12 protein-coding genes are annotated in these 15,502 nt (G+C 65.0%); 2 read left to right on the forward strand and 10 right to left on the reverse strand.

Annotation, left to right across the window (positions count from 1 at the left end; translation table 11 throughout):
- Positions 1-3 precede the first annotated feature (3 nt).
- From C7450_RS15270 to C7450_RS15310, 9 genes are all read right to left on the reverse strand, one after another.
- Positions 4-1,731: an SMP-30/gluconolactonase/LRE family protein gene (locus C7450_RS15270; protein ID WP_245449777.1), complete on the reverse strand. Its 1,728-nt coding sequence runs from the start codon at positions 1,729-1,731 to the stop codon at positions 4-6.
- A complete protein-coding gene (locus C7450_RS15275; protein ID WP_110375318.1) occupies positions 1,710-2,690 on the reverse strand; it encodes an NAD-dependent epimerase/dehydratase family protein in 981 nt (326 codons plus the stop codon). The genes C7450_RS15270 and C7450_RS15275 overlap by 22 nt, the downstream gene beginning before the upstream one ends.
- Before the next feature lie 275 nt (positions 2,691-2,965).
- Positions 2,966-4,096 carry an ABC transporter ATP-binding protein gene (locus C7450_RS15280; RefSeq protein ID WP_110375319.1) on the reverse strand — a complete coding sequence of 377 codons (1,131 nt, stop codon included), beginning with the start codon at positions 4,094-4,096 and terminating at the stop codon, positions 2,966-2,968.
- A gap of 15 nt (positions 4,097-4,111) precedes the next feature.
- Positions 4,112-4,942: a carbohydrate ABC transporter permease gene (locus C7450_RS15285; protein ID WP_110375320.1), complete on the reverse strand. Its 831-nt coding sequence runs from the start codon at positions 4,940-4,942 to the stop codon at positions 4,112-4,114.
- Between the two features lie 12 nt (positions 4,943-4,954).
- Positions 4,955-5,914 carry a carbohydrate ABC transporter permease gene (locus C7450_RS15290; protein WP_110375321.1) on the reverse strand — a complete coding sequence of 320 codons (960 nt, stop codon included), beginning with the start codon at positions 5,912-5,914 and terminating at the stop codon, positions 4,955-4,957.
- Positions 5,911-6,963, reverse strand: a complete 1,053-nt coding sequence (locus C7450_RS15295) for a M14 family metallopeptidase (RefSeq protein ID WP_110375322.1) — start codon at positions 6,961-6,963, stop codon at positions 5,911-5,913. The genes C7450_RS15290 and C7450_RS15295 overlap by 4 nt, the downstream gene beginning before the upstream one ends.
- Before the next feature lie 227 nt (positions 6,964-7,190).
- Entirely contained in the window at positions 7,191-8,483 is a 1,293-nt protein-coding gene (locus C7450_RS15300) for an ABC transporter substrate-binding protein (protein WP_425351216.1), read from the reverse strand.
- Positions 8,484-8,589: 106 nt separating this feature from the next.
- Positions 8,590-9,759 (reverse strand): mandelate racemase/muconate lactonizing enzyme family protein, encoded by a 1,170-nt coding sequence (locus tag C7450_RS15305; RefSeq protein WP_110375323.1) that lies wholly within the window; start codon positions 9,757-9,759, stop codon positions 8,590-8,592.
- A complete protein-coding gene (locus tag C7450_RS15310; RefSeq protein ID WP_425351217.1) occupies positions 9,752-10,675 on the reverse strand; it encodes a dihydrodipicolinate synthase family protein in 924 nt (307 codons plus the stop codon). Before C7450_RS15310 ends, C7450_RS15305 begins: the two co-directional genes overlap by 8 nt.
- Before the next feature lie 142 nt (positions 10,676-10,817).
- On the opposite strand from C7450_RS15310, the gene C7450_RS15315 reads away from it, so the two are divergent.
- Positions 10,818-11,756, forward strand: a complete 939-nt coding sequence (locus tag C7450_RS15315) for a DMT family transporter (RefSeq protein ID WP_170147259.1) — start codon at positions 10,818-10,820, stop codon at positions 11,754-11,756.
- Positions 11,757-11,952: 196 nt separating this feature from the next.
- Here the strand turns inward: C7450_RS15315 and C7450_RS15320 are convergent, their stop codons facing one another.
- The gene (locus C7450_RS15320) at positions 11,953-14,031 is read right to left on the reverse strand and encodes a M3 family metallopeptidase (RefSeq protein ID WP_110375326.1); all 2,079 of its coding nucleotides are present in this window, start codon (positions 14,029-14,031) and stop codon (positions 11,953-11,955) included.
- Between the two features lie 938 nt (positions 14,032-14,969).
- Between C7450_RS15320 and C7450_RS15325 the strand changes: the two genes are divergently transcribed.
- Positions 14,970-15,302, forward strand: a complete 333-nt coding sequence (locus C7450_RS15325) for a hypothetical protein (RefSeq protein ID WP_110375327.1) — start codon at positions 14,970-14,972, stop codon at positions 15,300-15,302.
- The last annotated feature ends 200 nt before the right edge of the window (positions 15,303-15,502 follow it).

Genomic DNA, 15,502 nt, shown 5'->3' on the forward strand with positions numbered 1-15,502 from the left:
GCGTCATCCCGCAAAGGCGTGCGCGGGCAGGCCCGGCACATCGACCGGCAGGGCGAACAGCCCGCCCGAGAAGGGCGCGTCGGTCAGCACGCGCGACGGCAGGCGGATGCGCGCGGAGGTGATGAACAGGGTTTTCAGGTCGGATCCACCGAAAGCGACGCTGGTCGGCCGCGGGACCGGCAAGCGCACCTCGCGGTCAAGGCTTCCGTCCGGCGCATAGCGCCTCACGCACCAGCCATCCCAGATGGCGCACCAGACATAGCCTTCGGCATCCACGGCGAGGCCGTCCGGGCGGCCCTCGTCCTTGTCGACGGAGGCGAAGATGCGCCTGGCGCCGACGGTGCCTCTATCGACATCGAAGTCATAGGCATAGATCCCGCCGGCGGAATCGGCGAAATAGAGCGTCTTGCCGTCGGGGCTCCAGTCGAGCCCGTTGGCGACGGTGAAGCCGGCATCGGCGCGTTGCCAGGACAGATCCGGCCGGATGACATAGAGGGCGCCGGCGGCGCGGCTCGCATCGAGGCGCATGGTGCCGGCCCACATGCGCCCCCGCGCATCGCATTTGCCGTCGTTGAAACGGTTGTCCGGAATGTCCGCCTCCGGATCGACGAGCCGCGTCAGCCGCCCGCTCGCGAAGTCAAAAGCTTCGAGGCCGTCCTGGGTCAGGGCGACGAGCCCGCCATCATGGCGCGGCGCGACAGCGCTGACGAGGCGCGGCATCACCACCTCCTCATTGGCGCGCGTCGCCGGATCGAAGCGATAGACGGCGGGTGCGAGGATATCGACCCAATAGAGGCGCTGATCCCGCGCCGACCACACCGGCCCCTCCGCGAGATGCGCGCCCCAGGGCAGCACGCATTCCACATCCGCGTCGGCCGCGCGCCCCGGCCGGACATAGGAGGTGATGTTGAGCTGGGACGCGCCGACATTGCCGGAGATCTGCCGCGCCGCGGCCATCAGGTCGCGCCCCGTGACATGGAGGCGATCATTGGACAGGCGCGAGCTCGGTCCGTAGACGCCGAGCGCCGCGACCGCCTTGCCCGTATGGTCGAAGACCGGGGCCGCCACCGAGGAGACGCCCGGCACATGTTCGGCGAGCGAAATCGCATAGCCGCGCGCGCGCGACAGGGCGAGATCCGCCACCAGCGCGCCCTCATCGGTGATCGTGCGTTCGGAGAAGCGCTCCAGCTTCAGCCCGTCGAGCAGGGCCCGCTGCTCGTGCGGAGCCGCGAAGGCGAGCAGCGCCTTGCCGCCGGCTGTACAGTGGAGCGGCGCGCGCCGCCCGATCTCGATGCGGAAGCCGAAGGCGCCGCCCCGCGAACGCTGGTCGATATAGAGCACCTCGCCGTTGTCGATGGCGCAGACCGCGACCGTCTCGCGCGTCTCATCGGCCAGCCGCTCGAGAACCGGCGCGGCAGCGCCCCTGAGATCGAAGGATTCCCAGACGCGATGCGCGAGCTCGAACAGCCGGTGGCCGAGCCGGTAGGTGTTGTCGCTGTCCTCGTGCCGCACCAGACGGAACAGCACGAGCGTGTTGAGCATGCGCGCGAGCGTGCCCTTCGGCAGCTTGGTCGCGGCCTGCAGGTCCTTGAAGCGCGGCGGCGAAGGATATTCGCCGATGACGTCGAGGAGATAGAGGCCCTTGGCGAGTGCCGCCGCGCCCGTCGGGACATCGCGCTCCCCAGGCGTCAGGACGCGCGCGTCGTGGTCTATGCGCGCGTCTTGGTCCATGCCTGTGCCGCCTCGCCGATCATGCGATCGATCGTCCATGTCGGTCGATATCCCAGTAGGTCGCGAATCTTGCCGTTGGAGGCGTGATAGTAGACACCCGCCCCCGGCAGATCGACGGTATGCAGCGGCAGGCCGGTCACGGCCGCCATCTGCGGCAGGGCGTCGGCGAAGTCAACGGGATCCGTCGCGCCAAGATTGAACGCCTCCCCGACCGCCTTGTCATGGTCGAGCCCGAGCAGGATGCCCGCCACCATGTCGCGCGTGTCGGTGATATGCATCTTGAACGGCCGGCCGTTCTCGTTGCGCGACAGGACAAGCGCCTCGCGGCCATCGTCGACACGCTTCAAGGCCTCGACGGCCGCGCTGTTGCCGAAGGCTTCCTGCTGCCGGATCTTCGGATAGAGGAAGAAGCGCGGCCCGGAAAAGAAACTGCCGGGATCGAGGAGTTCGCGCGCGTCCTGCGTATGCGAGAAGCGCAGGATGACAGAGGGAATGCCGGCTGTCCGCTCGGTGAAACGCACGAGATCCTCGCCGAGGAGCTTGGTCAGTCCATAGGGCGAGCGCGGATGAAGCGGATGATTCTCGTCGATCGGCTGATAGTCCGGCACGTTCTCGGGATAGACCTCGCCTGACGAGGCGAAGACGATGCGTCCGACCTTCGCGGCCGTGGCCGCCTCCAGGATGATCCGGGTGCCGTCGACATTGGCGCGGTGCAGCTTGTCAGCGTCGGCCGCCAGCCAGGACATGAAGGCGCCGAGATGCAGGACCGCGCTCGCACCTTCGAGAGCGCGCCCGGCCGCCGCGCGGTCATCGAACGGCGCCACCACCTCACGGTAGCTCTGATGCGCGAGCCCGAGCGGCCGCAGATCGAAACCCGCGACCTGCTCGCCACGATCAAGAAGCGCTTGCACCACCTTGGAGCCGATACGGCCCGCACTGCCGGTGACGACGATGGTCATGATTGTCCTCTATTCTGTCCAAATACGCAGGTCACAATGATGCATCGAACTCGGTCGCTCCCGTGCGAACCACGGGTGTCATCAACTCTGTTGGCTTCGTGCGTCGCGCAGCGACGGGAAGGGGATCCATGGCCACGGCGCTTGATCTTTGGATCCCCTTCCCGGGCTGCGCAGCAGCCCGCCGGGGATGACACGAACGGAGCGTCGCCGCCGACCTCTCCCACCGGGGAGAGGTAAAACACCTCCCGATGACCATCGCCTTGAGAAAAGCCCTCTCACCGCACCGCGCGGCCGGTCTCGGCGTCGAACACATGGAGCCGCGCCGGGTCGAAGCCGAGCTGCACGGGCCGGCCGAGAGCGATGTCGCCGGCGTTGATCAGGCGCGCGATCTGGGCATCGCCCCGCTCGTCATCGACGCCCGCCGCGCGTGCGATGTCGGTGCGGTTCGCTTCCGGGATATCGCAATAGACGTATTTCTCGCTGCCGAGGCTTTCGACGAGCCGCGGGCTGACGGTGAAGGTGACGGGGCTGTTGCCCTCGGTGATATGCTCAGGCCTCAAGCCGAGGATGACCTCACGGCCGTCGAGCGCCTTCAGAGGCTCGGCCGGCAGCGCTAGCTTCACGTCCTGCCCGTAGAGCGACACGGTTCCCGCCCCGCTCCCCATCGTCAGTTTCGACTTGAGGAAGTTCATCCCCGGCGAACCGATGAAGCCGGCGACGAACAGATTGGCCGGTTCTGCAAACATCGCGTCCGGTGCGGCGATCTGCTGGATCTCGCCGTCGCGCATGATGACGATGCGGTCCGCCATGGTCATCGCCTCGATCTGGTCGTGGGTCACATAGATCGTGGTGACGCCGAGCCGCTTGTGCAGGGCGCTGATCTCGGCGCGCATATGCACACGGAGCTTCGCGTCGAGGTTCGACAGCGGCTCGTCCATGAGGAAGGCCTGCGGCTCGCGCACGATGGCGCGCCCCAGCGCGACGCGCTGACGCTGGCCACCGGAAAGCGCCCGCGGACGGCGGTCGAGAAGGTGCTCGACACCAAGGATGCGGGCGGCGTCCTTGACGCGCCGGTCGATCTCGGCCGCCGGCGTCCCGCGCATCTTCAGGCCGAAGCCCATGTTCCTGGCGACGGTCAGATGCGGATAGAGCGCGTAGTTCTGGAAGACCATGGCGATGTCGCGATCGCCCGGCGCCAGGTCCGTCACCTCGCGGTCGCCGATGAGGACACGGCCGGATGTCGCCTCCTCGAGCCCGGCGAGGATCTTCAACATGGTCGACTTGCCACAGCCGGAGGGGCCGACGAAGACCACGAATTCCCCGTCGGTGATGTCGAGATTGAAGTCCTTCAGGACCGCCAGCGGGCCATAGGATTTCGTGACGTGTTCGATACGGATTCCCGCCATGCGTGTCTCACGGCCTCACTTTTCGGCGCCAGCGGTCAGCCCGCCGACAAGATGACGTTCAAGGAACAGGTAGATGACGATGATCGGCAGGGCGACGAGCACCGCCGCCGCCGAAATCTGGTTCCAGTTGGTGATGTACTCGCCCTTCATGGTCGTGATGCCGAGATTGGCCGTCCAATTGGTCTGCGCGTTCGTCAGGAAGGTGCGGGCATAGGCATAGTCCGACCAGGACAGCACAAACCCGTAGAGCGCAGTCGCCGCCAATCCCGGCGTCGCCACCGGCAGGATGACGCGGAACATCGCGCCGAGCGGCGAGCAGCCGTCGACCATGGCCGCCTGCTCGAGTTCGCGCGGAATGGTGTCGAAATAGCCCTTCAGCATCCAGGTGCTGAAGGGAACGATCAGCGTCGCATGGGCGAGGATGATCGACCACAGGCTGCCGATCAGCCCAAGCTGGCGGAAGATGCCGAACAAGGGAATGACGAGGAGGGTCGCCGGCAGCATCTTCGCCGTCAGGATGAACAGGCCGAGCGAAGGGCCGCCCCTGAGGCGGAAGCGCGACAGCGAATAGCCGGCGAAGACAGACACGAACATCGAGATGCCGACGGAGCCGAGCGCCGCGAGGATCGAGTTGCCGAGCCACAGCGGGATCGGCCGCTGTTCGATGATCTCGCGGAAGATGCCCCACTGGGGCACATCCGGCCAGAATTTCGGCGGCAGGTGATGGAGGGAATCGGCCGGCGAAAGCGCCGTGATCACCAACCAGTAGATGGGGAACAGCAAAACCCCGCAGGTGAGGACGACACCGAGATAGAGAAGAGCCTGACGGCTTGGACGGGCGCGCATCGCGATGCCTCCTCAGTAGATCGATTCGGCCGACCGCCCGACCATCAGGCGGCTGGCGATGACGCAGAGGATGAGGGTGACGACGCCGACCGCCGAGGCATAGCCCATCTTGAAGAAGCTGAAGGCCTGCTCGTAGGTCATGATCGACAAGGTCTGTGTCGCCCTGAGCGGGCCGCCGCCGGTGAGCACGTAGATGATGGAGAAATCGCGGAACACCCACAGGATCGTCAGCACCATGGTGACGCCGAGCACCGGCATCAGGCAGGGCAAGGTGATGTTGATGAAGCGCTGCCAGGCATTGGCGCCGTCAACGCGGGCCGCGTTGTAGAAATCCTCCGGGATGGATTGGAGGCCGGCCAGCGTCATGATGGATACGAAGGGATAGCCCTTCCACACCATGGTCACCGCCACCGCCGCGAAGGCCGCGGTCGGATCGGAGAACCAGTTGATGGTCGTGTTGACGAGGCCGAGCTTGATGAAGAACCAGTTCATCAGGCCGAAGGAGGAATCGAAGATCCAGGCAAAGATGACGACGGCGACGATCTCCGGCACGGCCCAGGGCAAGGCCACGAACAGCCGCGCGATCGCCCTGCCCCGGAACTTGTTGTTCACGAGCAGTCCCGTCCCGACGCCCAGCACGAAACAGGCGATCGTCACGACCACAATGAGCTTGAAAGTCACCCAGCAGGCCATCCAGAACTCGGGCGAGGTGATGAGCCGCTCGTAGTTGATCGTCGTGAAGGGACGCCGCGGCGCGCCGAGCCGCACGAGACCGACGTTCTGGAACGACATGTCGACCGAGACGAACAGCGGATAGATGATGATCAGGGCGATCAACAGCACGGCGGGTGCCAGCAGCAGGTAGCCCAGCCAGTGGCGGCGGCTCGGCCGGGCCAGATCGAGGCCGAACGTCCGGCGCGCCGGCGCTGAACGCGGCGTGAAGGACGGCGCGATGGTGCGGTGCTGGTTCATTGGCACTCCAGGCTTTGGCGGGCCCACATGAAGGCGGTGTCGCCGGCGACGAAGGTCTGCTTGACCCAGAGGGGAACGGCCCCGTCGAAGGGCGCGCGGATCGGCGCCTCACCGTCGAAGGCGGCGATTTCGCCTTTGGTGTAAGCGACGAAGTCGCCGGGGCGGCTGAGAAGGCGGACATCCGCGGTTTGAACCATCTGCGTCTCCTCGACCGTGATGAGCCGGCGCGCTGACGGATCCCGCCAGACGCTGAGCGAGGCGGCGGTCTCTTCGGAGATCAGGCCCTGAAGGGCAAGCAGTTTGGCGATGGTCGACAAGGCGACATCGGCGCTCGACCGCGCGAAGAACAGGCCGCATTCGACGGTCAGGCCGACAGCCGTTCCCGCGGGGTCGCTGAACTGCTTGTAGTTCGTCAGGGTCGGGCTATGGACGCTGCCCGTGTTGAAAACGAAGCGCGTATGCGGCTGGCCGATGCGGTCGGCGAGCGCAGCAGCGCGCGAGCCCGGCTTCAGGACGAAATAGGGTGTCGCCTCGTAGGGCGTCGCGTGGAGGTCGAGCAGCACGTCGGCGCTGGCGATGAGTGGCCTGAGCTGCCGCGCGCGATCGAGCTCGACGGAACGCCGGTCGCTGTCCAGGATCGCATCGTCCCACAGCCGGTTGAAGTCATCCTCAATGAAGCGGGTACCATAGGGGTCGACGCCATTGGTGGCCGCATGGGCGGCGACATTGCAGATGGCGAGCGACAAACGTCCGATCACCGGACGAATGCCCCGCTCGAGCAGTGTCACCACCGCCTCGAGCCCGCCCGGCTCGTTGCCATGGGCGAGGCACGTCACCAGCACATGCGGGCCGGCGCGGCCGCTGTCGAATGTGAAGGCGTAAGGGATGCCGCCCGCGCCTTGCGCGAAGGGGCTGAGATCCCGGCGCGGAATGCCGGCATGGCGACGCTCCGTCTCGATGCGGGCGCTGACGGCCGTCGCGCGGTCGCGCAAGGCGGCGAGGTCCTCGCGCGGTGCGGTGTCGGCGATGGTCGGGCTTTCAGCGGTCATGGGCGGTCCGGATCATTGTTCGGGCTTGGTCACGGGTCGACGTGAGGCGTGGTCATCTGAAGAAGGGCTGCGCCTCGCCCCCACCCCTTACCCCTCCCCGCAAGGGGGAGGGGGACGGCGCCGTGGCGAATAAATCCGACACCATGCCGCACACTGGGGAATAAGGCGCGCCGCCAACCGATGCCCCTCCCCCTTGCGGGGAGGGGTAAGGGGTGGGGGTTCTGCCCCTACTTCATGGCCTCGGCCTTGGCCTGCATGGTCTTGGCGACCTGGGCCGGGTCGAGGTCCTCGATGATCATGCGCTCCGATTCTTCCTTGATCATCTTGGCGAATTCATTGAACTGGATTTCCAGCCCGACCGGGATGCGGTCGACGCCCGCCTTCGCGGCCGCCTTCTGCGTCTCGATCAGGAGATCGAAATGCGGCGTCGTCTTCTTGGCCTCCGTCACGTCGGCGCGCGGGCTGGGCGGGGTCGAACTGGCCAGCGTTGCGAAGGTCGACTGGAACTGGTCCGACGTCGCGATCGCAATGAAATCCCACGCAAGCTGCTGGTTCTCCGGTGAAACCTCACTCGCGATGCCAAGCACGTTCGATGTGCCGCCCAGCGGCGGGTTGAACGGCGGCGCGGCGAGCTTCAGGTTGGGGCGCACCTCGGGCTTGGCCTTCTCGATGATCGGATAGAGCCAGGGGCCGTCGATGCGGATGGCGATGCGGCCATCGGCAAAGAGCTGGCGCACTTCACCCGCGGACAGGTCGCGCGGCGTGAGGTTCTCCTTCACCACCGTCTTCCAGCGACGGAGCCCCTCGACCATCTGCGGCGTGTCGATGGTGACATTGCCCTTGGCGTCGGTGAAGGAGGCCTTGGCGTCGAGGAGATAGCTGATCATCTCGGCGAGATATTGCCCGCCGCCGCCCTTGGTCTCATGGCCGGTGCCGAACTGGTCCATGATGCCGTCGCCGTTCGTGTCTTTCGTAGTCTTGCGCACGACTTCGATGAACTCGTCCCAGTTCTTCGGAACGCTGACGCCGGCCTTCTTAAGCATATCCTCATTATACGCCATGATGCCACCGTAATAGAGCATCATGATGCAGACGGTTTCACCGTCCCACTTGCACTTTTCCTGCCCGGCCCAGTTGTTGAGATCGAGCTTGGACTTCTTGATGAAGGGGTCGAGGTCGGCCAGCCAGCCGTTATCGGCGAATTTCTGGAACTCGAACGAGGCCAGATGCACGATGTCGGGCGGCGTTCCGCCGGCGAACAGCGTGGTCATGGTGTCGGCGAAGGCGCCGCGCTCAACCTTGGTCCATTCGATCTTGACGCCGGGGTGCTTGGCCTCAAATTCCTTGATGATCGAAGCCCACCAGTCGCCGACGCCGCGCTCGTCCTTCTGCCAGGACACGAATTTGAGCACCTTGTCGGCGGCGAAAGCCTGGCTCATGAAACCCAAGCCGGAACCCGCCATGAGAGCCGTCGCGGCCACCGCGCCGACCGCCCAGCGTTTCATCCCATTGAATGCCATTCTATGTCCCTCCCGAGGATCATTTCTTCGACGAAGATGGCCGTTGCCGGCCACCGGACTGGAGAATGCGTTCCGAGCGGGCGGCCTGGCGACGCCGCCACGCCTGTCAGTGCTTGTGCAACAACCCGAGCGCTTCCTCGGACGGCTTGACGCCGAGGCCTGCGCCCGTCGGCAGGCTGTAGAGACCGGCTTTGCAATCCATGTCGCTCTCGATCAGGCGCCGGTTCGGCTCGAAGACCGAATGCTGGTACTCGTGACATTCAACGACCGTCAGGGCCGCGCTCGCCTGCAGGCTCGCCGCCATGAACAGGCCGATGCCGATCGTCGCATGCGGAATGACCTTGAGGTGATGCGCCTCGGCATAGCGGCCGATGCGCATGAACTCGGTAATCCCCGTATGGCCCATCTCCGGCTGGATGATACCACAGGCGCGACGCGCCACCCGCGGCACGAGATCGAATACCGTTCGCCACTCCTCGCCCGCCGCAACCGTCGTGGACACGGAGCGCGCGACATGGGCGAGCCCGTCGATATCCTCCGGCTTCACGGGGGCTTCGGCGAACCACAGCCCGTGCGGCTCCATGGCGCGGATCAGCGCAACGGCCTCCTCGGCTGAATGGACCCAATGCATGTCGCAGGCGATGCGCGCCTTCGGCCCGAGCCGGCTGCGCAGGCTCTCCATCTCGGCCACCACGCCGTCATCGGCGACGGGCGCGGCAAATTTGAAGCTGTCGAAGCCCCTGCCCTGCCATTCCGCCGCGAAATCCGCGCGCTCGGCCAGCGTGCGCTTCGGCAATCCGGAAACATAAGCCGGCAAATGATCATGCCGCTGGCCACCCAGCATCTTGACGATCGGCAGGCCGGCGAGCTGGCCCGAGAGATCCCACAGGGCGATATCGATCGCGGCGAGCGCATCGAGATAGAAGCCGCCGGTATAGCCGCGCACCCGCATGAGATCGTAGAGATCCTCGTGGATCACGACCACGTCATGGGGGTCGCGCCCGACGACGAAGGGCCCGAGAAGATCCGAGATCAGGGCGATGACCGCGCCGGGCGCGACGATGCCGTAGGTCTCGCCCCAGCCGACTGCCCCGTCGCGGGTCTCGATACGCACGACGACGGTGCGGTCTGCGGTCGGGTAGACCGTGCGGTTGCCGAGCCGCACGATATAGCCTTTCTCGTTGACGCTCTCGCCGGGACGCAGCGCCCCGAGATAGGGCGTGTCGCGCGGGATGGTGATCGAGAAGACCTCGACCTTGGCGACCTGATCAACCATGCGCGCCCTCCCCGGTCAGGAGATCGCGCGCCAGATCGAGCCAGGCGTCAATCTCAGCCACGTCGTAATCGTCGAAGGTGAGCAGTTTCGCCCGCACGACGTCGTTGTCCATGACGCCGCGGCGGCTCAGCACATGCTTGGTGAAACGCATGCGGTAGTTCGCCTGGATCACGAGCAGCGGCAGCGTGCGCATATAGAGCTCGCGCGCCTTGGCGACATCGCCGGCGCGGAAGGCGCGATCGAGCGCGACATGGACATCGGTGATCTCGACGGCCGGCATAGCCGCACAGGCGCCGCGCTGATATTCATCGATGATATAGCGCGCGCCGCCACCGCCGATCACGCCCTTGAGATGGGCCGGCTTTCCCTTGAGGATCGCCGATATCGGCGGCCCGGACGGCAGCGTCTCTTCCTTGACATAGGTGATGGACGGGTTGCCGGCCACGATGGCGTGGATGGTTTCCGCATTGAGATCCGAGCCGCGCGGCGCGGGCGCGTTCTGCAGGACGATGCTGATCTCGGGAACGGCCTCAGCAATCGTCCGATAGAAAGCACCAACAGCCTCAGCCCCCACGCCGACGCTCTTCGGCGCCTGGATCATCACGGTGGTGACGCCCGCCGCCACCGCATCCCGGGAATGGGCAATCGCCTCCTCCGCGCTCGGCGCGCTGGCGCCCGCGATCACCGGAACGCGGCCGGCGACACGTGCCACCACCGTGCGCAGAAGCGTCGCGCGTTCATCGGCAGTCAGATCATCGACCTCGCTCGCGAAGCCCGGAAAGACGAGGCCATTGGCGCCGCAGGCGAGCGCGAAATCGACGACGCGCTCCATCGCCGGGAGATCGACAGCTCCATCGCCGCGAAAAGGCGTGGGCAGGACAGGCAGAATGCCGGTGAGCGAGAGGCCTTGGAGCAATCGATCCTCCTTTTTGATCCATATAATGGATCTAATGTTTTTCATTATGGACCTTATGCCGAACGCCTGTTACCGTCAAGCGGTCTGCGGCGGGGCCCGGACCTGTCCCACCAGCCCGATGCCAACTCGGCCAGTCCTTGCCATGTCGTCTTCCTCATCCGCTCCAGACGATCCCGGTCGCCCCGGCGAAGAGCCCGCGCCAACGCCTATTCCGGCCGACAGTCATGACCAGGAGCGGCTCGGGATCCTGCAGACCTTCGTTGCGGTCGCCGCCGGCGTCGGGAACAACTTTTTCTTCAAGCTGCTCGCTGCTCTGCCCGTCTCGGAAATCATTGTCCTGCGCTCAGGATCGGCATTGCTGCTGCTTCTGCCCTTGATCGCCTGGCGCAGCCGGCGCCAGCCGCCGCGACCGTCACCCTTCACGCGCGCGGTTCTCGTCCGCGCAGCCTGCGAGGCGACCGCCACGGCGTGCCTCATCTTCGCAGTGACGCGGATGCCGCTCGCGCTGGTCACCGCCATCCTGATGACCATTCCGATCATGACGGCGCTGATCGGCCGCTTCGTGCTGCAAGAGGCCACACCGGCAACGGCCTGGATCGCCATCGGCTTCGGGCTCGCCGGCACGCTGCTGCTGTTGCGACCCGGCCTCGACGCCTCACCGGCGGGCCTTGCGGCGGTGACGCTCAGTGCGCTCGCCTTTGCCCTGCGCGATGTGCTGACGCGCTCCATGCCGCGCCACTATGGGGCGCTGCGCATGACGGCGATGGCCAATGCGGCGACGTTCACGCTGGGGCTCACGCTCTCACTCGGGAGCAGCTGGAAACCGATCGATAGCAGCGACATCGGCATTCTCGCCGCCGCCGTAGGACTTTACATCGCCAGCAACGTCCTGATCGCACAGGGCATCCGCAATGCGCGGCTCGCGATCACGAGCCCGCTGCGCTACACCAGCGTGCCCTTGGCCCTGGCCCTCGATATCACGGTTCTCGGAATCATGCCCGACGCGCTCGCTCTCGCCGGCACGGCCCTCATCATTGCAAGCGGGCTCGCCATGCCGCTCTTGGCGGCCCGGCGGAGATAAGCGCGCCCTGATCCCTCCCCCTCGGGGAGGGTGGCCTCGCGTCAGCGAGGTCGGGTGGGGCCACAAGGCGGGAGACAGTGCTCTCCCGGCCAACATATGTGTCGCCGTCGTCTGGTCGAGAAGGCGTCGCGGGTAGACCCCGCCCGGCGCCTCCGGCGCCACCCTCCCCTGAGGGGAGGGATCGACGCGTCCCACCTCACACCTCAGCGAGGCCGCGTTTGCGCAACAACGCCGTCGGATCCGGATCGCGGCCGCGGAAGGCCCGGTAGGCCGCGTCCGGCGCCTGCCGGTAGCCGGCTGAATAAACGAATTGCTTCAGCCGCCGCGCAGTGGCGGGATCGAAGATGTCGCCGGCCTCCTCAAAGGCGCCGAAGCCGTCCGCATCGAGCACCTCGGACCAGAGATAGCTGTAATAGGCGGAGGAATAGCCGTCGCCGGCAAAGACATGGGTGAAATGCGCGGGCCGGTGGCGCATCACGATGGCCTCCGGCATGCCGATGCGTGCCAGGGAGGCCTTCTCGAAAGCCGCGACATCGAGGGTGTCTGCCGATGTCACGCTATGGAAATCGAGATCGACCAGCGCCGACGCGGCATATTCGACGGTCGCAAACCCCTGCCCGAAGGTGCGGCTCGCCAGAATGCGCGCGATCAACGCATCCGGCATCGGCTCGCCCGTGCGGTAGTTGAGGGCAAACCGCTTCAGAATCTCCGGCTGCTCCAGCCAATGTTCGAACAGCTGCGAGGGGAATTCGACGAAATCGCGCGCCACATTCGTACCGGCGATCGTCGGATAGTCCACATCGGACAGAAGTCCATGCAAGGCATGGCCGAATTCATGGAACAAGGTGCGCGCATCGTCGAAGGACAGCAGCGTCGGCTCGCCCTCCCGCGCCTTGGCGAAGTTCATCACGTTGACGATGATCGGCTTCACGTCACCGTCGAACTTCTCCTGCGTGCGAAACGAACTCATCCAGGCGCCGCTGCGCTTGGAGGCGCGGCTGAAGTAATCCCCCAGGAACAGGCCGACGACCTCTCCCGCCGCATTCTTCACGTCGAAGGCGCGCACGTCCCGATGGTAGAGGCTGAGGTCTCGGCGCTCGGCAAAGCTGAGGCCAAAGAGCTTATGGGCCACATGAAAGGCGGCGTCGATGATCGCGTCGAGCTGGAAATACGGCTTGGTCTCGCTCTCGTCGAGATCGAACTCCGCCTTTCTCACCTGCTCGGCATAATAGCGCCAGTCCCAGGGCTTGAGGGGTCCATTGACCCCGTCCGCTGCCATGCGCGCTTCGAGCGCCGCACGTTCCGCTTCGGCGCGCCGCAAGGCGGGCTTCCACACCGAATCGAGCAGCGCACGCGCCGCCGAAGGGGTCTTGGCCATGGAATCATCGAGACGAAAATCAGCAAAGGTCGGAAAGCCGAGAAGCTTCGCGCGCTCGGCGCGCAGTTGAACCATTTCGGCGATAAGCCCACGGTTGTCGGTCTCGCCCGCTTCACCGCGGGCGATCCAGGCCTTGAAGGCCTTCTCGCGCAGGTCCCGCCGCGCCGAGAACATCAGGAAGGGCTCGACGCTGGAGCGCGAGAGCGTGATGACATGCCGACCGTCATGGCCGCGCTCGCTCGCCGCCTGCGCCGCCGCATCGCGCAGGAAATCCGGCAAGCCCGCGAGATCCGCCTCGCCCTCGAGCACCAGGCTATAGGCCGATTCATCGGCGAGGACGTTCTGTGCGAACTCTGTCCCAATAAGGGCAAGCCGCTTGGCGATCTCCCCCAAACGCGCCTTCGCGGCGGGCTCGAGCCCGGCGCCGGCGCGCACGAAAGCCTTGCGATAGCGGTCGAGAACCTGCGCCTCCTCCGCCGACGTTACCCCTTTGGCGGTGGCTGCCACCGCCTCAAGACGCCGAAACAGCGCGGCATTCTGGTAGACGGCGTTCCGGTGGCCTGCGAGCATCGGTGAGATGGCGCGGTCGATCGCCTCCAGGTCCTTGTTCGTATGCGCGCCTGTCAAGTTGTAGAAGACCGCAGCGACCCGGGTCAGCCTGCGGCCGCTGCGCTCGAGCGCCGCGACCGTGTTGTCAAAATCGGCCTCGTCCGGGTTGGTGGCGATCCGGCCGATTTCGGCCTCGTGCTCGGCGAGAGCCGCCTGGAAGGCCGGCTCGAAATGCTCCGGCTTGATGCGCGCGAAGGGCGGCACGCCAAACGGCGTCTCCCAGGTCGCCAGCAAGGGATTGGCAGGCTCCACCTGTGCAACGGGCGTATCGGGCAGGCGATCGGTCATGAGTCACTCCATGTCAGACACGATATTAGTGGTTCGTCGTCGACATTTGCATCCGCCTGATACGAGCCTTTGAGCCAATGTCGGATTCAAGAGAACCACTAGCAAGTTATTGGTTCTAGTGGAGCTTTTGAATTTGACATTTGATCTGGAGCTTGATGTCAGGTGGGACTCAAATGTCAAATTCGCTCCACTAGCAGGCTGTTGAAAAACTGTTTCTCGAACCGCTCACGTGTCATCCCCGGCGCGATTGGCGAAGCCAATAGCGGGAAGGGGATCCAAAATCATCAAGGGCGTCATTGTCCTGGATTCCCTTCCCCTCGGGCCTTGCGACCCTCGGCCGGGAATGACACCGTCGCCAAATGACATCGCTCAGGCAAAGGCTGAGTTTTTCAACAGCCTGCTAGGTGACGGCAAGTGACGGGGGAACAAGCAGACGAGAGATCGAGTGGGAAAGCGACCGCGCGATTGCCTTGCCGCGCATGCGCGTTCACATTTGCCTGCAATATGAATACTCAAGAACCCGGATTCAAAAATTTGACGAAATTAAGTTTGATATCTGCGTTCATCGATTATTTCCATATATATGGAAAAGTAACTATATCCGCCACAAGCCAATTGTCCCCAAGCGATACGTATCACATTAAAGTTGCGTAACATTCTGAGGTGTTAATCTGCGGTTCATCTGAAAAATTCTTTACTTTCACCCATGAAACGGCAACGGACCTTGAGAATCCGCCAGTCCCGCGCGAAGGCTTTGGCCCTCGACCCGCCGCCTGCGACCGGGCATGCGCAGAAGGTTCGCGCTGGACGATCGTTCGACATGCCGTCATCCACCGTGAGATGATGGGATTCCATCCTCATCACCCGTGACGCCTCACCCCATGTGCGTGGGAACTGAAAGCAGGAGGCGAGACTTTGATCTACAGGAGGAGCATTTCATGCTGAATTCATTCGGTCGTCTTCTGGCCGCGGCCGGCCTGCTGGTCGGTGTCGGCCTTGCAGCGGTTCCGGCTTCGGCAGCCCCGGCGGGTATGCCGTTGGCCGCGCCCTCGTCCGCGCTCAATGTCGAGCCCGCGCAGTACTACCCACCCCCTCCCGGCTATCGCCACCCTCCGGGTTATCGCCCCGGCTACCGTCCGCCGCCTCCGGGATACCGCTACGGTTACCGTCCCGTGCCGCGCCGTGTCTGCCGCTGGGAAACGGTGCGGGTCCGCGGGCCCTACGGGGGCTGGGCAACCAAGCGCGTACAGCGCTGCTACCGCCGCTACTAACGGCAGACCCAGCGACATAAGACAGTCAGAATGGGTACGCGCGCCCCCCGGTCCTCACGACCGGGGGTTTTCTGTCTGAGACGGCCGTTTGAACGGTAGGCATTTTTTAAAACCCTGATATAGCGATCGCACTACGCCCGCCCAGCTCACGGTGGACGGTTGGGGGCGGGTCTAATAGCGTCGTGAAATATTTGTCAGGA

This window comes from Chelatococcus asaccharovorans (assembly GCF_003201475.1).
In the GTDB taxonomy this organism is placed as follows: Bacteria; Pseudomonadota; Alphaproteobacteria; order Rhizobiales; family Beijerinckiaceae; genus Chelatococcus; species Chelatococcus asaccharovorans.